This is a genomic window from Ruegeria sp. BHSB172, assembly GCF_059613165.1.
This window is the reverse complement of record NZ_JBXWRZ010000028.1, coordinates 1-23,253: the sequence shown is the minus strand read 5'-3', so window position 1 is coordinate 23,253 and position 23,253 is coordinate 1. Positions and strand designations below refer to the sequence as shown.

The following is a 23,253-nucleotide window of genomic DNA, read 5'->3' as shown; positions in this document are numbered from 1 at the left end:
CGCCCCTGGGCTGCGCCATCGGAACCGAGACCGGATCGCCCTGGGCCAAAGCGGCCTGCATCGCCCGGAACGACGCCTTGGGGCGCCGTTCCAGCGTTTCGAAATCGACATCGACCAGGCCGAACCGCTTTTCGTATCCTAGCGCCCATTCGTAGTTGTCCAGCAGTGACCAGATGAAATAGCCCTTGACCGGAACGCCCTGATCCAGCGCGTCCTGCACCGCAGCCAGATGCTGATTCAGATAGTCGATGCGGTCGTCATCCTGCTGCCGCTCGGGGCTGGCCATGCCGTTTTCGGTGACATAGATCGGCAGATCGCCTGTGTAGTCCCGGGCCGTACGGGTCAGGAACCGGGTCAGCGCGCTTGGCTCGATCTCCCACCCCATCTGCGTCTTGGGCAGGGGGCCGGGCACTTCTTGCAGGCTGGGCCAGGGCGTGTCGGCGGGTGCGATCAGCTTGCGGGTATAGTAGTTCAACCCGCACCAGTCGACCGGCGTGCCGATCGTGTCGAAATCATCCTGCCACCCGTCGGGCAGGTGGGCCTGCAGCCCCTGCAGGACGTTCTCGGGGTAGGCCTTGTTGAACACGCCGCCCAGGAAGAACCGGTTGTAGATGCTGTCATACAGATCGGCGGCTTCTCGGGCCTCGGGGGTTTCATCGGCGGGTTCGGCCCACTCCAGGTTGAACACCGCGCCCAGGTTCGACATGCCAAGGCCCCGCATCGTCTGAATCGCGCGGCCATGGGCCAGAAGGACGTGATGCATGGCGCGGGCCGTGGCGCGGATGTCGCGCAGGCCGGGGGCGTGGTGGCCTTCGAAATGGCTCAGCCAACTGACGCACCAGGGCTCGTTGATCGGCGCGACGCTGTACATGCGGTCGCCGATGCGGCCCATGATGATCTCGGTGAAATCGGCGAACCAGTTGGCGATGTCGCGGTTGCGCCAGCCGCCCAGGTCGGCCAGGGCTGAGGGCAGCTCCCAATGATACAGCGTGGCGCAGGGGCGGATGCCGCGTTCCAGCAGGGCGTCGGCCAGACGGTCATAATAGTCCAGCCCGGCCTGGTTCACCGGCCCGCGCCCTTCGGGCAGCACGCGCGCCCAGCTGGTGGAAAAGCGATAGCAGTCGAACCCGGCCTCGCGGATCAGGTCGAAATCCTGTTCGAACCGGTGCAGGTGGTCGCAGGCCAGATCGCCGTTTTCGGCGCGCACCACGTTGCCGGGCGTGGCCGCGAAACTGTCCCAATGGGTCGGGCCGGCGCCGCCCTGTGCGTGGCCTTCGATCTGATAGGCCGAGGTTGCGACACCAAAGAGGAAGTCTTTGGGGAAATCAGCGCGGGTGTATTTCATGTTCAGAACCTGTTGGGGGCGGGACCAGTCGAGCCGCCGACTACCAGTTCGGCCTCGAGCAATCTAGTCTTGGTCGGGTCGTGGGGCGCGCGGATGCGCTCGATCAGCATCTCGGCGGCCAGTTCGCCAGCGTGGCGCACCGAAGACCGGGTGGCGGTAAAGATCGGAACGTCCTGCCCGTTCTTCAGATAGGACAGGTCGTCGTCATGGGCGATCACCGATACGTCGCGGCCCATCTTCAGCCCGGCCTCGTCCAGCGCGCGCCGCACCCCGATCGCCGAAATCATCGATGAGGTCAGGATCGCGGTCGGCGGATCGTCCAGCCGCAGCATGTCTCGGGTTTCGTGGTGGCCATAGACTTCGGTCATCTCGGCGCTGCGCATCAGGGCCGGGTCGGGCGACAGGCCGGCCTGTTTCAGCGCCTCGAGATACCCGTCGCGGCGCCTTTGGGCAAAATCCATGTCCTCCAGCCCGTTGATCAGCGCGATCCGCCGGTGGCCCAGGTCGATCAGAAAGCGGGTCGCGCGCTGGAACGAACTTTTGTTGTTCACGTCGATCCAGTCATAGGGCAGGCTGACGCCGGTCGAGCGGCCATGCACGATGAACGGCACCTGCATCCGGGTCAGAACCTCGATCCGCGGTTCGTCCACTTTGGGGCCCTGCAGCACCACGCCATCGACCGCGCCGCGCTGGAAGAGGCTGCGATAGGCGTCCTCGATCGAGGTGTCGTCGGCATTTGTGAACATCATGTCATAGCCGTGCTCGGCATACTTCTTGACCGCGCCGGCGACGAAATCGCCGAAGATCGGGTTTACCATCTCGTGCCGGGCCGAGCTGGGAATCACGTGGCCGATCACCATCGACCGACCCGTCGCCAGCCCCTTGGCGCGCGCGTTCGGACGATAGCCGTGCCTGGCCGCCGCCGCCTGAACCCGCAGGCGTGTTGCCTCGCTCACCTCTGGGTAGCCGTTCAGCGCGCGGCTGACCGTCGTCTGTGACAGGCCCAGGATCTGAGAGAGCTGTTTGAGGTTCATAGCGGCTGTCAAAGCGCCTTAAATCTGCGGTTCAGTCCCTGTTGTGTGGCCAATTTTTGCTTGCGTCAAGCTGTTTCATTTTTTCTGCGACTGCATCAATAAAACATGGGGCTTACAGAAAACAGACGATTGACAGCCGCATTCCGTTAGCGGATAACAGCGGGCATCCAAAGCGCTTTGAAAACCGAGTCTCACATGCGCCAGATACAGTTGGGAGGAAAATCAATGCAACACTCGCTTTTGGCAGGTGCGGCCACGTTTGCCCTGATGGCGGGCGCGGCCCAGGCCGAAAAGGTAACCGTGTTCGGCCCTTGGCTTGGCCCGGACCAGGAAAATGTCGAAAAGGTGCTGGACGGCTTTGCCGCTGCCACCGGGCATGAATATGCCTATGTCGGCTCGGACAGCTTCGAACAGCAGATCCGCATCGACGCCGAGGCCGGTTCGGCACCGAACATCGCCGTGTTCCCTCAGCCGGGACTGGCGGCCGACATGGCCAAGGCCGGGTTCCTGACGCCGCTGGCGGACGGAACGGCGGATTGGGTGCGCGACAACTATGCCGCGGGCCAGTCCTGGGTCGATCTGGGCACCTATGCCGGCCCGGACGGTCAGGAGCATCTCTACGGCTTCTTCTACAAGGTCGATGTGAAATCGCTGGTCTGGTACGTGCCCGAGAATTTCGAGGACGCGGGTTATGAGGTCCCGACCACGATGGAAGAGCTCAAGGCCCTGACCGACCAGATCGTCGCCGATGGCGGCACGCCTTGGTGCATCGGTCTGGGGTCGGGCGGCGCGACCGGATGGCCGGCGACCGACTGGGTTGAGGACATGATGCTGCGCACCCTGTCCCCGGCGGACTACGACGCCTGGGTTACCAACGACCTGAAGTTCAACGCCCCCAAGGTCTTGGCCGCAATCGAGGAATTCGGTGCATTCGCCCGCAATGACGACTATGTGGCCGGTGGGGCCGGGGCGGTTGCAACCACCGATTTCCGCGACAGCCCCAAGGGTCTGTTCAGCTCACCGCCGCAGTGCTACATGCACCGTCAGGCCTCGTTCATCCCGGCCTTCTTCCCCGAAGGTACGGTCGTGGGTGAAGATGCCGATTTCTTCTACTTCCCGGCCTATGAAAGCAAGGATCTGGGCAGCCCGGTTCTGGGCGCGGGCACGTTGTGGGCGATCACCAACGACAGCCCCGCCGCGCACGACCTGATCGCGTATCTGCAGACCCCCGAGGCGCATGAGACCTGGATGGCGCTCAGCGGTTTTTTGACCCCACACAAGGGTGTCGATACCTCGGCCTTCTCGGACCCGACGCTGAAGAAGATGAACGACATTCTTCTGGGCGCGACCACCTTCCGCTTTGACGGGTCCGACTTGATGCCGGGCGCGGTGGGCGCTGGTACGTTCTGGACCGGCATGGTCGATTATGTCGGTGGCAAATCCGCGCAAGAGGTCGCCGGCGAGATCCAGGCGTCCTGGGACGCGATCCAGTAAACCCGTGAACCAGGGGCAACCCGTGCATGCGGGTTGCCCGACCCATCGTCGCCACGGAGGGTGACATGCATCCCGCAATCCAAGGTCTGTTGACGATCGCCATCGGCGTATCCGCCTGCGTCGGCTATTTCTACCTGTCCAACCAGTTTCTGGACAAGGTTCTGTTCCCGCCGCGCGGCCCGAATGCCGGGCGCAACATCAACAGGGCCAACATGATCCGGCCCTGGCTGTTTCTGCTCCCCGCCCTGGCCGCGCTGGGGCTGTACCTCGCCTATCCGGTGGTGGAAACGTTGCGCCTGTCCCTGACCGACCGCGTGCCCGGCGGCGGGTACGAGTGGGTTGGTCTGGACAACTATGCCCAGATGGTCGCCGAGCCGAAATTCTGGGAAGCGATGCGCAACAACATGCTGTGGCTGATCGTGGTGCCGGCGCTGTCGACGGCATTCGGCCTGTTGGTGGCCCAGCTGACCGACCGCATCCGCTGGGGCAATATTGCCAAGTCGTTGATCTTCATGCCGATGGCGATCTCGTTCGTGGGCGCTTCGGTGATCTGGAAGCTGGTTTATGACACCCGCCCGATCGAGCAGGACCAGATCGGCATGCTAAATGCCCTGTATATCTTCTTTGGCGGAACCGAGCCGCAGACCTGGCTGACCATTCCGTTCTGGAACAATTTCTTCCTGATGATCGTTCTGATCTGGATCCAAACGGGCTTTGCCATGGTGATCCTGTCGGCGGCCCTTCGTGGAATTCCCGAAGAAACGGTCGAGGCCGCCATTCTGGATGGCGCCAGCCCGCTCCAGATCTTCTTCAAGATCAAGGTGCCGCAAATCAAGACGACGATCCTAGTGGTGTGGACAACGATCACCATCGTCGTGCTGAAGGTCTTCGACATCGTGTTCGCCATGACCAACGGCCAGTGGGAGACACAGGTGCTGGCCAACTACATGTTCGACAAGCTGTTCCGCGCCAACGACTGGGGCGTGGGCTCGGCCTCGGCCATGGTGATCATGCTGCTGGTGACGCCGATCCTCGTCTGGAACGTCCGCAACGCGCGCAAGGAAATGGAATAGGGGGTCCGCCATGAGTGAGATCGCAGGAACCCGCCCGGCGCTCAGATGGGCCGTACATGCCTCGGTTCTGTTTCTGGTGGTGCTATGGGTGGTGCCCACGCTGGGCCTGTTCATCTCGTCGTTTCGCACGGCGGACCAGATCGCAACCAGCGGCTGGTGGCGGGCGATTTTCCCGTCCGAGCAGAACCTGACGCTGCGCAGCGCCGCGCCCGATACCCAGGTGCAGGAAAATGGCCTGTATGTGATCGAGGGCAATCTGTTCGACGCCGGCACCAACGCGCGCATCTCGAAATGGGGCATCAGCTCGCGCGAGATCGATGCATTTGAGCCGGGCCAGACGGCCGAACTGCGCAAGGGCGGCACGATCACCGTTCAGGTCAATGGCGATTACCGGATGGAGAACACCGAGGAATTCACCGGCAGCAGGGGGTCGCGCGTCTTCGTGACCGCCGAACTGCCGCCCGAGTTCACTTTGGACAATTACCACAAGGTCCTGCTGGCCGAGGACAGCACCGACAGCATGGCCAAGGCGTTCTTTAACACGTTGACGGTCACGATTCCGGCCACGATCATCCCGATCCTGGTGGCGGCTTTTGCGGCCTATGCGCTGGCCTGGATGGACTTTCCGGGCCGTGCGCTGTTGATCGCCGCGGTGGTCGGTCTGCTGGTTGTGCCTTTGCAGTTGGCGCTGATCCCGCTGCTGAAATTCCATCTGAACATCGGCATCGGCAAAGGGTATCTGGGCGTCTGGCTGGCCCATACTGGCTTTGGCATGCCGCTGGCGATCTATCTTTTGCGCAATTACATGGCCGGTCTGCCCCGCGACCTGATCGAGAATGCGCGGGTCGACGGCGCCACCGAGTTTCAAATCTTCACCAAGCTGATCCTCCCGCTGAGCTTTCCGGCGCTGGCCTCGTTCGCGATCTTCCAGTTCCTGTGGACATGGAACGACCTGTTGGTGGCCAAGGTGTTCCTGATCGACGCATCCGGAGAAACCACCGTGATGACCAACAGTATCGTCGAGCTTCTGGGCACCCGTGGCGGAAATTGGGAAATCCTGGCGACGGCCGCATTCGTGTCGATCGCGGTGCCGCTGGTCGTCTTCTTTGCAATGCAGAAATACCTGGTCCGCGGATTGCTGGCCGGTTCAGTCAAATAAGGGCGTGTGATGAACGTGCAGAACAACGTGGACCTCAAGCACTCAACCAAGACGGCGTCCGACTGGTGGCGCGGCGGGGTGATCTATCAGATCTATCCGCGCAGCTTTCAGGACAGCAACGGCGACGGCATCGGAGACCTGCGGGGCATCACCCAGCGGCTGGACTACATCGCCGGTCTGGGGGTCGATGCGATCTGGATCTCGCCCTTCTTCAAGTCCCCGATGAAGGATTTCGGGTACGATGTCAGCGACTATCGCGCCATCGATCCTATGTTCGGCACGATGGAGGATTTCCAGACGTTGCTGGACCGCGCCCATGGTCTGGGTCTGCGAGTGATGATCGACCTGGTGCTGTCGCATACCTCGGACCAGCATCCGTGGTTCGTCGAAAGCCGCAGCAACCGCGAGAACCCCAAAGCCGACTGGTATGTCTGGGCCGGCCCCAAGCCCGACGGGACCCCGCCCAACAACTGGCTGTCGATCTTCGGCGGCTCGGCTTGGCAGTGGGATACGCGCCGGCAGCAGTATTACCTGCACAACTTCCTGACCTCGCAGCCGGACCTGAATTTCCACAACCCCGATGTGCAGGACGCGCTGCTGGACGTCGCGCGGTTCTGGCTGGACATGGGTGTTGACGGGTTCCGGCTGGACACGATCAACTTCTACTTCCACGACGCGCAACTGCGCGACAACCCGGCGCTGCCTCTGGATCAGCGCAACGCCACCATCGCGCCGATGGTCAACCCCTACAACCATCAGGACCACCTGTATTCCAAGAGCCAACCAGAAAACATCGCCTTTCTGGAACGGCTGCGCGCCCTGACCGATCAATATGACGGCCGCGCCTGTCTGGGTGAGGTGGGCGACGCACAGCGCGGGCTTGAGATCATGGGCGAATACACCCGTGGCGACAAGCGCATGCACATGTGCTATGCCTTTGAATTTCTAGAGAAACGCCGCCTGACGGCAGAATACACCAAGCATGTGTTCGACCAGCTTCTGTCCAAGGCCGGCGACGCCTGGCCGTGCTGGGCGTTCTCCAACCACGACGTGCAGCGTCACGCCTCGCGCTGGGATCTGAACGAGGCCGGCATCCGGCAGCACGCGGTTCTGATGATGTGCCTGCGCGGCTCGGCCTGCCTGTATCAGGGCGAAGAGCTGGGCCTGCCCGAGGCAGACGTGGCCTTTGAGCACCTGCAGGACCCCTATGGCATCGAATTCTGGCCTGAATACAAGGGCCGCGACGGCTGCCGCACGCCCATGGTCTGGGCCGCGCAGGCCGAACAGTCGGGCTTTACCACAGGTGCGCCATGGCTGCCCGTCAGTACCGCGCAGGCTGAACGCGCCGTGGACCGGATGGAAGCCGACACGCAGTCGGTGCTGAACCACTATCGCCGCGCCATCGCTCTGCGCCATGAGTATCCGGCGCTGATGTCGGGCACCCAGTCGCACATGCGCGAAACCGGCCCAATCCTGAGCTTCCTGCGTGAGGATGATACCCAGCAGGTGTTCTGTGCCTTCAACCTGGGCGATGACACCGCGGAAATCGACCTGCCCGAGGGCAACTGGCGCTGCATCGGTCAGGATCTTGGCGCAGTCGACGCGCAGGCAAGCGCCACGCTGGCGCCGTCGCAATTCTGCCTGATGGTCCGAGAGAAAGGGTAACCCATGTCCGAACTCAAGCTGACCGATGTCGCCAAGACCTATGGCAATGTCGATGTCCTGAAGGATATCAACCTTGAGATCGAGCGCGGCGAGTTGATCGTGTTCGTCGGCCCCTCGGGCTGCGGCAAGTCCACCCTGCTGCGGATGATCGCGGGTCTGGAACGCATTTCGGGCGGGACGCTGGAGATCGAGGGGCAGGTGATGAACGACGTGCCCCCGGCACAGCGCGGCATCGCCATGGTGTTCCAAAGCTACGCGCTGTATCCGCACATGACCGTGCGCGAGAACATGGCCTTTGCCCTGAAAATCGCCAAGATGCCCGCCGATCAGATCGACGCGGCGGTGAACCGCGCGGCGCAGATCCTGCAGCTGGAACCGTTTCTGGACCGGCTGCCCAAGGCTCTGTCGGGCGGTCAGCGTCAGCGGGTCGCCATCGGCCGGGCCATCGTGCGCGACCCCAAGGTCTATCTGTTCGACGAGCCGCTGTCGAACCTGGATGCTGCGCTGCGGGTGGCCACGCGGATCGAGATCGCGCGCCTGAAAGAGGCGATGCCCGACAGCACGATGATCTATGTCACCCACGACCAGGTCGAGGCAATGACCCTGGCCAGCCGGATCGTGGTTCTGGCCAACAAGGGCATCGCACAGGTCGGCACGCCGCTGGAACTGTACGAGACGCCCGACAACGAATTCGTGGCCCAGTTCATCGGCTCGCCCGCCATGAACCTGCTGCCCGGAACGATCACCGGCACCGGTGCCATCACGACCGTCGCGCTGGATTCCGGCGGCACGGCGGTTTCGGCCATCCCGACCCAAGACGCGGACGTCGGCAAGAAAGTCAATGTGGGCGTCCGGCCCGAGGACCTGGTGGTTGCCGATGGCGCGCCCCTGCTGACCGGTGTCGTGGATTTCACCGAAGCCTTGGGCGAGGTGACGCTGCTCTATTTCGCCAAGGCCCCGGGGGCCGAGTCGGTGATCGGCAAATTGCCGGGCATTCATCGCGGTTTGCGTGGGCAGACGGTCTCGGTCACGGCGGCGCCCGAAAAAGTGCACCTGTTCCATGACGGGCTGTCGATGCGCCCGCGCGCCTGACGCTTCTGATTCTGCACAAAAAGGCTGCATCCGGCCCCATGGCGGGGCAGGTGCGGCCTTTTTCTTGTAAACTATTCACGCGGGTCGAGACACAGGGGTTCGCTGATCCGGTTGGGCAGGCGCAGCCGATGTCTGCGGGGAAGTATGATCTGAAGCCTGATTTGCGGGCGAATGAAGAGAAATTTCCGACTGCGGTGAGCCGCCGTCGCCTGTCGCGGTCGTCAATCTGGACCTATGAATTTCGCAATCTGTCGCTTTTTGGACTGACGCAGCGGCCGCAAAACTCTAACGTGACGCACATACAACAACAAAACTCAGTCCAAACACGGGAGAAAACCAATGGCGAAATCGTCGAATGTGAACCGTCGTACGGTGTTGAAAGGGGCCGGTGCGGCCGCTCTGGCAGCGCCGCTCTACAGCAAAAGCGCGCTGGCATCCTCGGGCGAGGTCAACATCCTGATGTGGTCGGATTACCTGCCGCCCAGCTTCCTTGAGGCATTTGAGGCCAAGACCGGCATCAAGGTGAATTATACCGGCATCGGCTCGAACGAGGAAATCATCAACAAGATGAAGGCGACCAAAGGCCAGGGCTTCGACATCGTGTCGCCCACCAACAACCGGTCGCTGCAGTGGGAGCCGCTGGAACTTCTGCAACCGTTTGACATGAGCCGCGTGCCGATCGACAAGGTGAACCCGGCCATGGCCAAGATCGGCACCGATGCCTGGAACTTCGGCGGCAAAGGCGTGCACTGGCTGCCGCATATCTGGGGCACCGAGGGCATCGCCTATCGCACCGACCTGTGGCTGCCGGATGGCGACGCGCCGTCCTATGGCGATGTCTGGTCCGAGGAGAACGCCGGCAAGACCATGGGCCGCGCGCATTCGATGATGCTGGGCGCGGGCCTGTACATGGAGCGTGTGGGCGAGATGGAGCCCGGCTCGGTCTGGTCGGCCTACAATGACGAAGAAACGATGCGCAAGGTCTGGGGCCAGATCACCGATTGGTGCATCGCCCGCAAGGACCGCATCAAGCTGCTGTGGAACGATGCCGACACCCAAAAGAATGGCCTGCTGAACGAAGGTGTGGTCGTCGGCCAGACCTGGGACGGTCCGCCGCTGGCGCTAAAATCTGCCGGCGAGCCGGTGCATTACCAGGCGCCGGTCGAAGGCGCGATGGCCTGGGTCGATGGCATGTCGGTGCCCGTGGGCGCGCAGAACATCGACCAGATCTATGCGTTCATCGAATTCGCCTATCAACCCGAGCCCGCGGGCGTGGCGATCGACAGCCACGGCTACAACTCGCCGGTACTGGGCGCCGACCAATATTCCGGCGACACCTACAAGAAGAACTTTGCCGAGGCCTATCCGGGCGACTCGCTGGCCAACCTGAACCCCTGGCCGGCCGAGGCCCCCTGGTACGCCGAAACCCGGACCGAGTTCGTCAACAAGTTCAAGAGCGCCTGATTGCAACTCGATCGCGCCCCCCGCAACACAGCGGGGGGCCACAGGACTCCGCGCGCGCTCCGCGTGACGGACAATGATTCGGTGCGGCCAAAGGCTGTGTCACAGGGAGAAAATAAACATGAGTGCAGGGATCGGAGTTGATCTGGAAAACCTGTGGATTCGCTTCGGCGATTTCGTCGCCGTACGCGATGCGAACGTTCACATAAACGGCGGCGACTTCTTTTCGTTCCTTGGGCCTTCGGGCTGCGGCAAGACCACGATCCTGCGGGCGGTCTCTGGGTTCCTCGAGCCCAGCGAAGGCAATGTCCTGATCGGCGGCAAGAACATGAAGGGCATCGGGCCGAACAAGCGTCCGACCGCGCTGATCTTTCAGAACCTCGCGCTGTTTCCGCTCATGAAGGTGTGGGAGAACATCACCTTTTCGATGGAGATAAAAGGCGCCACCGCCGCCGAACGGCGCAAACGCGCGGACGAACTGCTGGACATGATTGCGCTGCCGGGTCAGGGCGACAAGCTGCCCAGCGAATTGTCGGGAGGCCAGCGCCAGCGGGTGGCCATCGCGCGCGCCTTGTGCGCCGAGCCGGACGTGCTGCTGCTGGACGAACCGCTGTCGGCGCTGGACCTCAAGCTGCGCCAGCACATGCGCACCGAGCTGCGCGAAATTCAGCAGCGGGTGGGCATCACCTTCATCTACATCACCCATGACCAGGGCGAGGCTCTGACCATGTCGGACAACATCGCCGTGATGCGCGCCGGGGTGATCGACCAGATCGCCGATGGCAAGACCATCTACAACGATCCAGCCACGGCGTTTGCCGCCTCTTTCGTGGGCGAAAACAACGTGTTCCGCGGCAAGGTCAAGCGGGTGATGGGGGATGAGGCGCTGATCGCAACCAACCGTTCGGGTGAGCTGGTGGCGCGTATTTCCACGGCCAACCGGGGCAAGTTGGCCGAGGGCGACGACGCCATGATGTTCATCCGGCCCGAGGCGTTCTCGATCGCGCCCGAGGGCGCCAGCGGCGATCACTTCGTGACCGCGCGCGTGACCCATGAGGAATTCGAGGGCAACGTCTTCAACATCTTCACCGAAGGCGATGGCGGGAAAGAGATCAAGGTCTCGATCCCGAACCACGGCCAGTCGTTCAAGGATCACACGGGACAGTACATCACGCTGGAATACGACACCCGCAACGCGGTCGTGGTTCCGGCCGGTGAACTGGCCGCGGAATAGGGAGGCCCGAGACATGCCCTCCTTTCTGAAGGATTTCTTCAACCGCAACGGCACCGGCATGGGGCTGACGATCCTGGGTCTGGTCCTGTTTTGGACGATCGGCCTGATCATCCTGCCGCAGCTGTCGATGCTGGACTTCTCCTTCCGTCCCAACCTGCCGCCCCCGGAAATCGGCGGCCCCAAGGACGTGTACACGCTGGAGAACTACAAATACCTGATCTACGGCCCCGAGGGCGGCAGTCAGGACTACAACACCGTCGATCTACGGGTGTTCTTCCGCACACTGGTGGCGGCGGTCTGCGTGACGATCTTCAACCTGATCCTCTGCTATCCGATCGCCTATTACCTGGGCCAGTCCAAGGGCAGTCACATTCGCATCTTCGCAGTCATGTTGATCATCCCCTATTGGATCAACGAGATCCTGCGCGCCTTTGCGCTGCGTATCATCTTTGGCGAAACTGGCGTTCTGAACACGCTGTTCGTAGGCCTGGGCATCTGGGACACGCCCTTCGATTTCATCCGCAACGACATCGCGCTCTATGCCGGTCTGGGCTATGCCTATATCCTGCTGATGATCTTTCCGATCTACAACGTGATCGAAAGCCTCGACCGGAACCAGATCGAGGCGGCGCGGGATCTGGGGGCGCCCTGGTGGCGGATCCACTGGCGGGTGGTCATCCCATACGCCAAGCCGGGGATCAGCTCGGGCTGTACCATGGTGTTCATGCTGTCGGCCGGTGCGCTCGCCGCGCCGCAGATCCTGGGAGGGCCGTCAAGCCTGTGGTTCACGCAGCTGATCTATCAGCAGTTCAACGACAACAATGACTGGCCCCAGGGCGCAGCCTATGCGGTGGTGCTGTTGGTGACCTGCATCCTGTTCGTGCTGGCGATGATGCGCCTGTTCAAGGTGAACATGGGGGATATCGGGAAATGAACAATTCCTTCCTCCGCATAAGCATCTGGGTCTATCTGGCGATCTTCTTCGCCTATCTGCTGGGTCCGCTGGTGATCATGTCGATCACCGCCTTCAACTCGTCCAGCTTCCCGCGGATGAGCCCGTGGGAATGCCTGACCTTCCAGTGGTTCACCGAACTGTTCCAAGATCAGCGCATCCTGAACGGGATCAAGAACTCGTTGATCATCGGGGCGGGAACGGTGGTTCTGTCGGTGGCGATGGGGCTGGCCGGCGCGCTGATGCTGACCCAGATCTGGCCCCGGCTACGCGCCACCTACTATACGATCATCATCGCGCCGATCCTGATCCCGGGCGTGGTGCTGGGCATCTCGACCCTGGTGTTCTGGGACCGGATCAACCGGATGCTGGGGCTGGGCGCGGACAGCGTCCTGTCGAACGGGGTGTTCCTGACGGTGATCGGCCAATCGACCTTCATCGCCAGCTATTGCATGCTGGTGCTGGTGGCGCGGTTGCAGCGCTATGACACGGCGCTGACCGAGGCCGCGCTGGATCTGGGTGCGACCCATGCGCAGGCGTTTCGCAAGATCCTGCTGCCGTTCATGCGCCCGGCGATCGCGTCGGCGGCGGTGCTGGCGTTTCTGGCCTCGTTCGAGAACTACAACACCACCACCTTCACCTTCGGTGAGTATCCGACGCTGACCATCGAGCTGGCGCAGAAGGTGCGGTACGGCATCACGCCCTCGATCTCGGCGTTGGCCTTCATCATCGTGGCGCTGACGGTGTTCTTTGCCCTTCTGAACGAGGCCAAGCTGCGCCGGCAGGAGCTGGTCGCCGCCGCCCGCCGCAACGCGACGGTGCAGGACCTGGGCGGCAAGATCCGCCTGCCCAGCTTCTTTGCCGGGAACATGGCGGCGGTGTTGCTGGTGGTCTTTGCGGTGGCGACGATCACGGTGGTGGGCACGGCGGCGGTCTACAGCCCCGACCAGTGCATCGCCAACGTGAAAGAGCAGAAACGCCTGGAGGCCGAACGCCGTATCCAGGAGCTGCGCAAGCAGCGCGAGGAGCAGCGCAAGCAGCGCGAAGCCCAGGAGGCCGAGCAGGGCGGAGCCACGCAATCGGCGCCCAAACCCTCGAACAACAGCGGCTTTGGCGGTGTGTTCGCGCCCGGCACTCTGGGTGGCGGCAGCGACGCCGAGCCCGAAGCCGAAGCACCGCCCAAGGGCAATAGCGGCTTTGGGAACGTGTTCGATCCCAACAGCCTGAGCGGCGACCAATAGGCGCGCCGGTCAAGGCTTCCGCCCGGCCTGAGGTCAGCCCCAGCCGGGCGGATTGCGTTTCAGAATGGCCACGTCGCAGGCCGCGATCGTGTGGCCGTTCCATTCGACGGAATGAGCGTTGTAGTTGATCAGGAACTGATGGGTCGCGGTCTCGCGCTGCCGCAGGCCGGGCAGCATCGGATGCAGGGTCAGCCCGACCTTCTGCGCGGCCATTTCAACGATCCGGTCCCACAGGTCTTCGTCCGGGAATCCGGCCAGATACCAAAGCTGGTCACTGCCCTTGAGCGCCGGGGTCCCGTCCGCAAACGTCAACAGATCGGGCGCGTTGCCGGTCAGCCGCTCGACCCAGTGTTGCGCGGCGCCGCCGCCCTGAACCGGGCGGGTGATCTCGGGCGGCAGAGATTCCACCAGCGCCACGTCGCAGTCCAGCGCTTGCAGGCCGGGGCGGCCTTGGGCCGGGATCTGGAAATCAGCCGTGATTGCACCTGTGCGCGGGCCCAGAACCGTCAGTTTGGTCGCCGCGCGCAACCGGTCGGCCAGCGCGTCGTCCAGCGTGGCCAGCCCGGGGGCGAGAATCAGATCATACTCGGCTTCGTCCATGCCCGTGGCCGGCACGACATCGACCGACAGCCCGGCGCGGCGCAGGGCGCGATAAGCGGAAAACACCAGCCGGAAATAGTTGAACCCCGCGCCCTGAGGCTGGGTCGCCCAGGCCCAGTCCGACGGGTAGTCGAACAGGATGGCCACCCGCGCCTGCACCGGTTCGACCGGCCCCAGCGCGGCCAAATCCGCGACCGTCTGCTGCGCCTCGGTCAGACCGGGGGCAGGGCGGTTGTTCGGCGTCAGCAAGCCCGCGTGCATTTGTTCCTGCGCAAAAGGCGCCTGCCGCCAGCGGAAATAGCTGACCACCTCGGCCCCGTGGGCCACAGCCTCAAGCGACCAAAGCCGCACCATGCCCGGCAGGGGGGCCGGGTTGTAGGGCGCCCAGTTCACCGGTCCGGGCTGTTGTTCCATCACCCACCAGCGGCCGCGCCCGACGGCGCGGTACAGATCGTGGTGAAAGGCCTGCATGTCGGGATCGCCCTGTTGCAGAAAGGCTGTCTTGTGCGCCGCGTCGGCCTCGAGCCGGTCGGACAGGAACCCGATCGGGTAGCTGTCCCAAGTGGCGATATCCAGATCGGCGCCCACCTCGAAATGGTCGAAATCCAGAATCCGACCCATGTAGTTGTGCAGCAGCGGCGCGTCGGTCAGAGGCCGCAGCGCCTGAACCTGTGCCCGGTTGAAGGCCACCACCTGGTCCGAGCTGAACCGGCGGAAGGCCAGAACATGCGCCGGGTTGGGTTCGGTTACGGTCAGGTTGGGCAGGTCGATCTGATCGAAATCGCTGTATTCCATAGACCAGAACACGTTGCCCCAGGCCGCGTTCAGCGCCTCGACCGAGCCATAGCGTTCGGCCAGCCAGCGGCGGAAGGCCTCCCGGGCAGGCTCGCTGTAGCTGACGGTGGTGTCGTGGCAGCCATATTCATTGTCGATCTGCCAGGCGGCGACGTACGGGTTTCGGCCATAGCGTTCGCCCATGATCCGGGCGATGCGGACGCACTCATCGATATATCCGGGATGGCTGAAACAGTAGTGACGGCGCGAGCCGAACTTGCGCGGCTGCCCGTTTTCGTCCACCGCCAGCATGTCCGGGTGCCGGTCCAGCATCCAGCGCGGCGGCGTGGCGGTTGGGGTTCCCAGCACCACTTTCAGCCCGGCCGCACCAAGGGTCTCGATGGCCTGATCCAGCCAGTCGAATGTCAGCCGGCCCGGTTCCGGCTCCATCCGGCTCCATCCGAATTCGCCGATCCGGACCCAGCGCAGACCGGCCTCGACCATGCGCGCGGCATCTTCGGCCCACATTTCTTGCGGCCAGTGTTCAGGGTAATAGCAAACGCCAAGTTCGGGGGTCATAGGATGACTCTGTGTTCCGCCTGACCTTGGCCCGCGTTTTCGGCGGCAAAGGTCATTCCGTTAGTGGGGTGTGACGCGATGGTGTCCGCATCCAGCCCTTCGCGGGCCGAGGTGCAAAACAGCGTCGTCAGATCCGGCCCGCCGAAAGCGGGGCATGAGGTATGGGTTGCCGCGAAGGACACCGCGCGCAGGAAGGTTCCGCCGGCGTCATAGGTCGCAACCCGCGCCGCGCCCCATTGTGCGAGCCACAGGTTACCCGCGGCGTCGACGACCGCGCCATCGGGGTTCAGACCCTCGGCGCGCAGGTCCAGAAACACCGCGCTGTCGCCCTCGGGCCAGCCGGTTTCGGGGTTCAGACCCCAGCGCCGCACCTGCCCGGTGGCCGTGTCGCAGAAATAGGCGCAGGACCGGTCGGGCGCGAAACTGATCGCGTTCGAGATGGTTACGTCCGGCACCAGCTGCCGCAGCTCACCCCGCCACAAGCGATAGATCGCCCCCGCGCCCTGTTCCGCGCGCTTGCCCATGGTGCCGATCCAGAATCCGCCCCACGGATCAGCCCGCCCGTCATTCGAGCGGGTCACCGGGTTGTCGGCCTCGAGCGCGATGATGCGTTCCTTGCGACCGCTCTCCAGCCCGAACGTCCACAGCCCGGTTTCCGACGCGATCAGCAGCGTGTCGCGGTCGATCCAGCCTGCGGCCGAGACGTGCTCGGCAAAATCCCAGCTTTGCGGACCATCCGCGTCGCGGGTCATCAGGCGCTTGTTGACGATGTCGAACCAGAACAGCTGTTGCCGTTCGGGGTGCCACAGCGGGCCCTCGCCCAACTCGCACGGGCGGTCGTCAAAGACCTGGCTCATCTCGCGGCCTCGTCATAGGCGGCTACGATCCTGCGGGCGTTTTCGGCGATCTGGTCCACGGACATGCCGGGTTTGAACAGGGCCGAGCCAATGCCGAACCCGTCAGCCCCGACCTTGAGCCAGTCGTCGAAATTCTCGGGCCCCGCGCCGCCCACGGCATAGACCTGCGTACCCTTGGGCAGGATCGGGCGCATGGCAGCCAGCCCCGCCGGTCCGGCCATCACACCGGGAAACAGTTTCAACCCGGTGGCCCCGGCCCGCAGGGCGACGAAGGCCTCGGTTGGGGTATAGATACCGGGCCAGCTTTGCAGGCCCAGATCCACCGTGCGCGCGATCACCTCGGCATCGCAATTGGGCGACACGATCAGCTTGCCGCCCACGGCAGCCACCTGTTCGACCTCGTCCACGGTCAGGACGGTTCCGGCCCCGACCAGCGCGCGGTCGCCGATCGAACGGGCCAGACGGCCGATGCTGTCCAGCGGGTCGGGCGAGTTCAGCGGTACCTCGATCCGGTCGATCCCTGCGTCCAGAATGGCCTGGCCGACGGCCTCGGCCTGCGCCGGGTCAAGCCCGCGCAGAATGGCGATGATGGGGCGGCTCATGCGGTTTGCCTCGTGAGGGTGCGGGCCTGTAGCAGACCGGCCAGCGTGGCCTGGGTCGCGTCGGCGGTTTCGACGAACGCGCCCTGTTGCTGCAGCGCCGCGGCATAGATGTGCGACAAGGCCTCGGCGCCGACGATGGCCAGTTGCTGACCCAGCCAATAGGGGCGGGTGGCGGCCAGTTCGGCACCGATCAGGGCACCGGACAGGCGGGACCGTGCGGTGGCCGGGTCCTGGCCGTGCAGCAGGTCGGCCGCACGCAGCCCGAACAGCCGCCCGGCCAGTTGCTCGGGCTTTGACAGCGTGTCCGCCACGGCCGTGGCGAAGGCGTCCTCGTCCCAGCCTTCGCCCACCGAGTGTTTCAGTACCGAGTGCTGGCCCAGCAGATCGAAAAGTTCACCCGTCATGAAGGTGCGGAAGCTGACGACCTCGCCCGCGCTGACCTGCACCCATTTGGTGTGGGTGCCGGGCAGGCAGATCACGCCATCCCAATGCGGGCGCGTGGACAGGTAGCCGGCGATCTGGGTTTCCTCGCCGCGCATCACGTCCGCGGGGTCGTCCTGTTTCAGGCCTGGCACCACGAAGGCGCGGATGCGTGGATCGGTGCCGGGCACGCGCACCGGAACGGTCGAGATCGGCTTGGCGGGAACAGCCACATAGGGCGCCTCGACCCAGCCCTGGCGGGCACCGACCATGCCGCAGGCGATCACATCGACGGGCGCCGTGCCCAGCCAGCCCTGGACCAGCGTCAGCAGCGCGTCCTGGAACTGATCCCGGCCCAGCGTCGCCATGCCCCGGTCGCATTGGGCGTGGTCCAGCACCGTATCGCCCTGCATCGCCCAGGCGCGCAGATGCGAGGTGCCCCAGTCTACTGCGATCCACTCGGTGTTCATGTCCTCACCCCGTTGTGACAACGCCGCCATCGACGACCATGCATTGCCCGGTCATGGCGCGGCTGGCCGTTGATGCCAGAAACAGCGTCGGCGCGATCATGTCGTCCGGACGCAGATGTTCCTTCAGGCATTGGCGATCCATATGCGCGGCCAGATCTTCGGGCGTGGCCCACATGTCCAGTTGTTTCTGCGTCAGCACCCAGCCGGGCGCCAGCGCGTTGACGCGGATGTTCTTCGGTCCCAGCTCGCGCGCGAGCGAACGGGTCATACCGGTGATTCCGGCATTGGCCGTCGTATAGATCGGATAGCCCGCATTGCCCATCATGTAGCTGATCGAACTGAAGTTGATGATCGACCCGCCGGTTTCGGCCATCTGCCGCGCGGCCTGCTGGCAGGCAAAGTAATAGGCCTTGAGGTTGACCGCGATCATCCAGTCCCAGAACTCGGGCGTGGTTTCCTCGAGGCTGTGGCGCTTGTCGTTCGCGGCATTGTTGACCAGCACGTTCAGCGGACCGTGGGCCTCGGCGGCCTTGGTCATGGTTTCGTGCAGCAGCGCAGTGTCGGTCATGTCGCCCTGCAGGAACAAGGGCGCGCGGCCGTGTTTGACGCGCATCTCTTCGACGAACGCGCTGGCGTCGGACCGGCCGATAAAGGCGACCTTGGCGCCCTGGGCCAGGAACCCGTCGGTCAAGGCCGCGCCCACGCCGGACCCGCCGCCGGTTATGAAGACAGACGCGCCGTTCAGGTCATGGAAGGTGGCAGGCTGGCTCATCAATGGCTCTCTCGGGTCACAAGGCGGGTGTCCTTGCCCACCAGGAAATCAAGGTCGGCCCCCTGATCGGCCTGCAGGACATGGTCGATATACAGTTTGGCATAGCCGCGGGTGTAATGCGGGTCGTCGGGCTGCCAGGCCGCGCGGCGGGCCGCCAGTTCCTGTTCGTCGACCAGCAATTCCAACTCGCCCTTGCTGGCGGACACGCGGATGCGATCGCCGGTTTTCACCAGCGCCAATGGGCCGCCCGCCTGCGCCTCGGGGCTGACATGCAGGATCACTGTGCCGAAGGCGGTGCCCGACATGCGTGCGTCGGAAACGCGGATCATGTCACGCACGCCCTGTTTCACCAGCTTGGCGGGGATCGGCATGTTGCCGACCTCGGGCATGCCCGGATAGCCCTTTGGCCCGCAGCCCTTGAGCACCAGGATGGTCTCGGGCGTCACCGGCAGGTCATCGCGGTCGATATTGGCCTTCAGGTCCTCGATGCTGTCGAAGACATAGGCCTCACCTTCGGTTTCCAGCAGGCTGTCGGTGGCGGCCGAGGGTTTCACGATCGCCCCGTTCGGCGCGAGGTTGCCGCGCAGAACGCGCAGCCCGGCGGCCGGTTTCACCGGATCGTCGAAGGAATGGATCACGTCGCGGTTGAAGCATTCCGCGCCCTCATAGTGGGCCGAGATGTCCTTGTTCAGAACGGTGCGGGCCGGGCGCAGATGCGATTTCAACTCGGACAGGACCACCGGCATCCCGCCGGCATAGCAGAAATCCTCCATCAGGTATTTGCCCGAGGGCATGCAGTTGACCAGCAGCGGAATGTCCGAGCCGATCTCGAAATCCTGCAGGGTCAGGTCCACGCCCACCCGACCGGCCAGCGCCAGCAGGTGCACCACGGCGTTGGTGGATCCACCCACCGCGGCATTGGCCAGGATGGCGTTCTCAAACGCCGCCTTGGTCAGAATGTCCGAAGGTTTGAGGTCTTCGTCCACCATCTCGACGATGCGCTTGCCGGTCATGTGCGCCAGCGCCATGCGACGGGCATCGACGGCGGGCAGGGCGGCGTTTGTGGGCAGGCTCATGCCCATCGCCTCGACCAGCGACGCCATGGTCGAGGCCGTACCCATGGTCATGCAGACGCCCTTGGACCGGCTCATGCCGGATTCGGCGTTCATGAAATCCTGCAAGGTCATCTCGCCGGCGCGCACGGCTTCCGAGAACTTCCATACATCGGTGCCCGAGCCGATATCCTTGCCGCGATACTTGCCGTTCAGCATCGGCCCGGAACTGACCACGATCGTAGGCAGATCGACCGAGGCCGCGCCCATCAGCTGGCCCGGCGTGGTCTTGTCGCAACCACCCAGCAGCACCACGCCGTCGATGCCATAGGCGCGGATCGATTCTTCGACATCCATGGCCAGCAGGTTGCGGAACAGCATGGCGGTGGGCTTCATCTGGGTTTCGCCCAGCGACATCACCGGGAATTCGACGGGAAAGCCGCCGGCCTCCCACACGCCGCGCTTGACGCCTTCGGCCAGGTCGCGCAGGCCTGAATTGCAGGGCGTCAGCTCGGACCAGGTGTTGCAGATGCCGATGATCGGGCGCCCGTCGAACGCATGATCGGGAAAGCCCTGGTTCTTCATCCACGACCGATGGATGAACCCGTCCTTGTCGAGCTTGCCATACCAATGCTGTGAGCGGCGTTTCTTGGTCATTTGCGGGGCCCTTTCAAGCGGCTTTGGCGGGCTGGCACCAGTCGGGCAGCCAGTCGGCATGGGCGGTCAGCAGGTCACTGACCAAGTTGCGGATCTGGCGCAGGTCCAGTTCGGCGGCGGTGTGCGGGTCCATCATGGCGGCGTGATAGATGTGTTCGGGGTTTTCCTCGACCAAGGCGCGCACGGTAAGTTCCTGCACGTTGATCTGGGTGCGCATCAGGGCGACCAGCTGCGGCGGAATGTCGGTGACGACCGAGGGCTGCACGCCGTTGCTGTCGACCAGACAGGGCGTTTCGACCGCGGCGCCCGGCGGAAGCTGCGGGATCTGCCCGGTATTGGGCAGGTTGCCATAGGCGACGTACGGCGTGTCGGTGACGATTGCGTTCATCAGGTCGGCAGCGAACTCGTGGCTGCGGATCACCTCGATGTCGCGCCCGTCGGTCAGGGTCTTGGCCTGTTCTTTCCAGTTGGCGACCTGCTCTTCGCATCGGGTGGGATATTCGTCCAGCGGGATCTGGAACTGGTCGATCAGGTCCTGACGCCCATCCTTGATGAACCACGGGACGTACTCGGCCAGGTGTTCCGAGCTTTCGGTGCAGAAATAGCCCAGGTGATCCATCACCTCGTACCGCACCTTGTTCGGGCAGCGCGGCATCAGCAGCGGCGCCTTGGGCAATTGGCCCGCGTGATAGCCCCGGCGCAGCGCCGGATACAGGTCGCGGCCCTGATGTTCGAGCCGCAGGAAGAAGGCCACGTGGTTCACGCCGGCAACGCGATAGCGGATTTCATCCTTGGGCAGGTCGAGGTCATGGGCCAGTTCCTCGACCGTGTTCTGGACCGAGTGGCACAGACCGACCTGTTTCAGCGCCGGGAACCGTTCGGCCAGCGCCCAGGTGTTGATGGCCATCGGGTTGACGTATTGCAGCAGCGTGGCATCCGGGCACAGCTGCGCCATGTCGCGGGCCACATCCCACAGGACAGGCACGGTGCGCAGGCCGCGCATGATGCCGCCTACGCCCAGCGTGTCGGCTATGGTCTGGCGCAAGCCATATTGCTTGGGGATCTCGAAATCGGTGACGGTGCAGGGTCTGTAGCCGCCGATCTGGAAAGCCGTGATGACGAAATCAGCCCCGTCCAGCGCCGTGCGGCGGTCGGTGTGGGTGGACACGGTCGCGCCGGTCCCGACCGAGCGGATCATGGCGCGTGCGACGGTTTCGCTCTCGGCCAGACGCTCGGGGTCGATGTCCATCAGGGCAAAATGGCTGTCGGCCAGCGATGGGGTCAGCAGGGCGTCGCCCACGATGTTCTGCATGAAAATCGTGGAACCTGCACCGATGAAGGTGATCTTGGTCATGACTGTAAACCTTGACTAGGCGTTATTTTACGGCACCGAGGGTCAGACCCGCGATGAAGTGTTTCTGCATCAGAAAGAACATGGCCACCGGCGGCAGGGCCGCGACGATCGAGCCGGCACTCATCAAGTGATAGGCGGCGCGGAACTGCGCGTTGAAGCTGGTGATGCCGGCGGTGACGGGTTGGCTCTCGGCCCCCTGGGTCAGCACGACGGCCCAGAAATAGTCGTTCCAGATGAAGGTGAAGATCAGCACGCTGAGCGCGGCGATCGCGGGCTTCATCAGCGGCAGGACGACGTACCAGAAGATGCGCCATTCGCTGATGCCCTCGACCCGGGCGGCCTCGATCAGCTCGAACGGCAGGGCGCGGATGAAGTTGCGCATGAACAGGGTGCAGAACCCCGTCTGGAACGCGATGTGGAACAGCACCAGGCCGGTTTTCGTGTTGTAGAGCCCCAAGTCCAGCGTCAGGTCGCGCACCGGCACCATAAGGATCTGGAAGGGTACGAAGTTGCCCGCCACGAACATGAAGAAGATCCACAGGTTCGACTTGAACTTGTAAATCCCCAGCGCAAACCCGGTCATGCAGCTGAGCGCCACCGCGCCGATCACCGTGGGAACCGTGATTAGGAACGAGTTCAGCAGATAGCGCGGCATGTCCGAGTTGAAGAACACCTGACCGTAGTTCCTGGCGCCTTCAAAGCTGGAGGGCAGGCCCCAGTAGTTGGCGTTGGTGAAATCCGCCTCGGGCTTGATTGAGAACAGGGCCACGGCCAGCAGCGGGCCGAGCCACAGCAGAAGGGCGATCGGCAGCATCGCCTGATAGGAAATCTGCGCCGCGCGGGGTTGTTTTTCGATCGGTTTGGGAAACATCTCAGTAACCCTTTTCTTCGCGGTACATCGACCACAGGAAGTAGGCGATGAAGCACAGCATGATCAGGAACAGGATCACGGCGATGGCCGCGCCATAACCCATGCGGAACCCGTATTCCGACAAGGCGACCTCGAACATGTAATAGGCCAGCACGCGCGAGGATCCGAACGGCCCGCCCTGTGTCATGATCGAGATCAGGTCGAACGACCGCAGCGCGCCGATGATGGTCACGACAAAGGCGATGAAGGTCGCGGGGCGCAGTTGCGGCAGGATGATATGCCACAGCATCCGCCCGCCCTTGGCGCCGTCCAGCCGGCCGGCCTCGATCTGTTCGGGGTCCACGGCGTTCAGGCCGGTCAGGTACAGGATCATGCAATAGGCGGTCTGCGGCCAGAGTCCCGCGAAAATTATGCCGTAGGTGACGAAGCGCTCATCCCCCAGGATGTTCACAGGGCCCAGCCCGAACCAGCTGAGAAACTCGTTGAGCAGGCCGA

General features: G+C 63.6%; 19 protein-coding genes and 1 pseudogene. 9 read left to right on the top strand and 11 right to left on the bottom strand.

Annotated features, from left to right (window positions below; genetic code table 11):
• Positions 1–46: 46 nt before the first annotated feature.
• Positions 47–1,345, bottom strand: a pseudogene (locus AC2FM3_RS12800) (GH1 family beta-glucosidase); the annotation flags it as partial.
• A 2-nt stretch (positions 1,346–1,347) separates the two neighbouring features.
• Positions 1,348–2,379 (bottom strand): LacI family DNA-binding transcriptional regulator, encoded by a 1,032-nt coding sequence (locus AC2FM3_RS12795; protein ID WP_496682393.1) that lies wholly within the window; start codon positions 2,377–2,379, stop codon positions 1,348–1,350.
• Between the two features lie 225 nt (positions 2,380–2,604).
• On the opposite strand from AC2FM3_RS12795, the gene AC2FM3_RS12790 reads away from it, so the two are divergent.
• From AC2FM3_RS12790 to AC2FM3_RS12750, 9 genes are all read left to right on the top strand, one after another.
• On the top strand, positions 2,605–3,873 hold the full coding sequence (locus AC2FM3_RS12790) for an ABC transporter substrate-binding protein (RefSeq protein WP_496682390.1): 1,269 nt from the start codon (positions 2,605–2,607) through the stop codon (positions 3,871–3,873).
• A gap of 65 nt (positions 3,874–3,938) precedes the next feature.
• Complete coding sequence (locus tag AC2FM3_RS12785) at positions 3,939–4,946, top strand: carbohydrate ABC transporter permease (RefSeq protein ID WP_496682388.1); 1,008 nt, start codon at positions 3,939–3,941, stop codon at positions 4,944–4,946.
• 10 nt (positions 4,947–4,956) lie between these two features.
• Positions 4,957–6,105, top strand: coding sequence for a carbohydrate ABC transporter permease (locus AC2FM3_RS12780; RefSeq protein ID WP_496682385.1), 1,149 nt, complete (start codon positions 4,957–4,959; stop codon positions 6,103–6,105).
• Between the two features lie 9 nt (positions 6,106–6,114).
• Positions 6,115–7,770 (top strand): alpha-glucosidase, encoded by a 1,656-nt coding sequence (locus tag AC2FM3_RS12775; RefSeq protein WP_496682383.1) that lies wholly within the window; start codon positions 6,115–6,117, stop codon positions 7,768–7,770.
• Positions 7,771–7,773: 3 nt separating this feature from the next.
• Positions 7,774–8,862 carry an ABC transporter ATP-binding protein gene (locus AC2FM3_RS12770; RefSeq protein ID WP_496682381.1) on the top strand — a complete coding sequence of 363 codons (1,089 nt, stop codon included), beginning with the start codon at positions 7,774–7,776 and terminating at the stop codon, positions 8,860–8,862.
• 339 nt (positions 8,863–9,201) lie between these two features.
• Positions 9,202–10,326: an extracellular solute-binding protein gene (locus AC2FM3_RS12765; RefSeq protein ID WP_496682379.1), complete on the top strand. Its 1,125-nt coding sequence runs from the start codon at positions 9,202–9,204 to the stop codon at positions 10,324–10,326.
• Positions 10,327–10,444: 118 nt separating this feature from the next.
• Positions 10,445–11,557 carry an ABC transporter ATP-binding protein gene (locus tag AC2FM3_RS12760; RefSeq protein ID WP_496682378.1) on the top strand — a complete coding sequence of 371 codons (1,113 nt, stop codon included), beginning with the start codon at positions 10,445–10,447 and terminating at the stop codon, positions 11,555–11,557.
• A 13-nt stretch (positions 11,558–11,570) separates the two neighbouring features.
• Positions 11,571–12,491, top strand: coding sequence for an ABC transporter permease (locus tag AC2FM3_RS12755; RefSeq protein WP_496682376.1), 921 nt, complete (start codon positions 11,571–11,573; stop codon positions 12,489–12,491).
• The gene (locus AC2FM3_RS12750) at positions 12,488–13,750 is read left to right on the top strand and encodes an ABC transporter permease (protein ID WP_496682373.1); all 1,263 of its coding nucleotides are present in this window, start codon (positions 12,488–12,490) and stop codon (positions 13,748–13,750) included. Before AC2FM3_RS12755 ends, AC2FM3_RS12750 begins: the two co-directional genes overlap by 4 nt.
• Before the next feature lie 33 nt (positions 13,751–13,783).
• Here AC2FM3_RS12750 and AC2FM3_RS12745 read toward each other — a convergent pair whose 3' ends face one another.
• The 9 genes from AC2FM3_RS12745 to AC2FM3_RS12705 all read right to left on the bottom strand — a co-directional run.
• Positions 13,784–15,703: a beta-galactosidase gene (locus tag AC2FM3_RS12745; protein ID WP_496682370.1), complete on the bottom strand. Its 1,920-nt coding sequence runs from the start codon at positions 15,701–15,703 to the stop codon at positions 13,784–13,786.
• Positions 15,700–16,560: an SMP-30/gluconolactonase/LRE family protein gene (locus AC2FM3_RS12740; RefSeq protein ID WP_496682368.1), complete on the bottom strand. Its 861-nt coding sequence runs from the start codon at positions 16,558–16,560 to the stop codon at positions 15,700–15,702. The genes AC2FM3_RS12745 and AC2FM3_RS12740 overlap by 4 nt, the downstream gene beginning before the upstream one ends.
• The gene (locus AC2FM3_RS12735; protein ID WP_496682364.1) at positions 16,557–17,162 is read right to left on the bottom strand and encodes a 2-dehydro-3-deoxy-6-phosphogalactonate aldolase; all 606 of its coding nucleotides are present in this window, start codon (positions 17,160–17,162) and stop codon (positions 16,557–16,559) included. Before AC2FM3_RS12735 ends, AC2FM3_RS12740 begins: the two co-directional genes overlap by 4 nt.
• On the bottom strand, positions 17,159–18,052 hold the full coding sequence (locus tag AC2FM3_RS12730) for a 2-dehydro-3-deoxygalactonokinase (protein WP_496682363.1): 894 nt from the start codon (positions 18,050–18,052) through the stop codon (positions 17,159–17,161). Before AC2FM3_RS12730 ends, AC2FM3_RS12735 begins: the two co-directional genes overlap by 4 nt.
• A gap of 4 nt (positions 18,053–18,056) precedes the next feature.
• Positions 18,057–18,824 (bottom strand): SDR family NAD(P)-dependent oxidoreductase, encoded by a 768-nt coding sequence (locus AC2FM3_RS12725; protein WP_496682361.1) that lies wholly within the window; start codon positions 18,822–18,824, stop codon positions 18,057–18,059.
• Entirely contained in the window at positions 18,824–20,533 is a 1,710-nt protein-coding gene (locus AC2FM3_RS12720) for an IlvD/Edd family dehydratase (protein WP_496682359.1), read from the bottom strand. Before AC2FM3_RS12720 ends, AC2FM3_RS12725 begins: the two co-directional genes overlap by 1 nt.
• A gap of 13 nt (positions 20,534–20,546) precedes the next feature.
• Entirely contained in the window at positions 20,547–21,887 is a 1,341-nt protein-coding gene (locus tag AC2FM3_RS12715; protein ID WP_496682357.1) for an alpha-glucosidase/alpha-galactosidase, read from the bottom strand.
• A gap of 22 nt (positions 21,888–21,909) precedes the next feature.
• Positions 21,910–22,758 carry a carbohydrate ABC transporter permease gene (locus tag AC2FM3_RS12710; RefSeq protein WP_496682354.1) on the bottom strand — a complete coding sequence of 283 codons (849 nt, stop codon included), beginning with the start codon at positions 22,756–22,758 and terminating at the stop codon, positions 21,910–21,912.
• A gap of 1 nt (position 22,759) precedes the next feature.
• Positions 22,760–23,253: carbohydrate ABC transporter permease (locus tag AC2FM3_RS12705; RefSeq protein WP_496682353.1), on the bottom strand; the 494-nt coding region annotated here is incomplete at its 5' end.

Coding starts and splice junctions, on each gene's coding strand:
- AC2FM3_RS12795 (WP_496682393.1), bottom strand. CDS start 2,379: ATGAACCTCAAACAGCTCTCTCAGATCCTGGGCCTGTCACAGACGACG.
- AC2FM3_RS12790 (WP_496682390.1), top strand. CDS start 2,605: ATGCAACACTCGCTTTTGGCAGGTGCGGCCACGTTTGCCCTGATGGCG.
- AC2FM3_RS12785 (WP_496682388.1), top strand. CDS start 3,939: ATGCATCCCGCAATCCAAGGTCTGTTGACGATCGCCATCGGCGTATCC.
- AC2FM3_RS12780 (WP_496682385.1), top strand. CDS start 4,957: ATGAGTGAGATCGCAGGAACCCGCCCGGCGCTCAGATGGGCCGTACAT.
- AC2FM3_RS12775 (WP_496682383.1), top strand. CDS start 6,115: ATGAACGTGCAGAACAACGTGGACCTCAAGCACTCAACCAAGACGGCG.
- AC2FM3_RS12770 (WP_496682381.1), top strand. CDS start 7,774: ATGTCCGAACTCAAGCTGACCGATGTCGCCAAGACCTATGGCAATGTC.
- AC2FM3_RS12765 (WP_496682379.1), top strand. CDS start 9,202: ATGGCGAAATCGTCGAATGTGAACCGTCGTACGGTGTTGAAAGGGGCC.
- AC2FM3_RS12760 (WP_496682378.1), top strand. CDS start 10,445: ATGAGTGCAGGGATCGGAGTTGATCTGGAAAACCTGTGGATTCGCTTC.
- AC2FM3_RS12755 (WP_496682376.1), top strand. CDS start 11,571: ATGCCCTCCTTTCTGAAGGATTTCTTCAACCGCAACGGCACCGGCATG.
- AC2FM3_RS12750 (WP_496682373.1), top strand. CDS start 12,488: ATGAACAATTCCTTCCTCCGCATAAGCATCTGGGTCTATCTGGCGATC.
- AC2FM3_RS12745 (WP_496682370.1), bottom strand. CDS start 15,703: ATGACCCCCGAACTTGGCGTTTGCTATTACCCTGAACACTGGCCGCAA.
- AC2FM3_RS12740 (WP_496682368.1), bottom strand. CDS start 16,560: ATGAGCCAGGTCTTTGACGACCGCCCGTGCGAGTTGGGCGAGGGCCCG.
- AC2FM3_RS12735 (WP_496682364.1), bottom strand. CDS start 17,162: ATGAGCCGCCCCATCATCGCCATTCTGCGCGGGCTTGACCCGGCGCAG.
- AC2FM3_RS12730 (WP_496682363.1), bottom strand. CDS start 18,052: ATGAACACCGAGTGGATCGCAGTAGACTGGGGCACCTCGCATCTGCGC.
- AC2FM3_RS12725 (WP_496682361.1), bottom strand. CDS start 18,824: ATGAGCCAGCCTGCCACCTTCCATGACCTGAACGGCGCGTCTGTCTTC.
- AC2FM3_RS12720 (WP_496682359.1), bottom strand. CDS start 20,533: ATGACCAAGAAACGCCGCTCACAGCATTGGTATGGCAAGCTCGACAAG.
- AC2FM3_RS12715 (WP_496682357.1), bottom strand. CDS start 21,887: ATGACCAAGATCACCTTCATCGGTGCAGGTTCCACGATTTTCATGCAG.
- AC2FM3_RS12710 (WP_496682354.1), bottom strand. CDS start 22,758: ATGTTTCCCAAACCGATCGAAAAACAACCCCGCGCGGCGCAGATTTCC.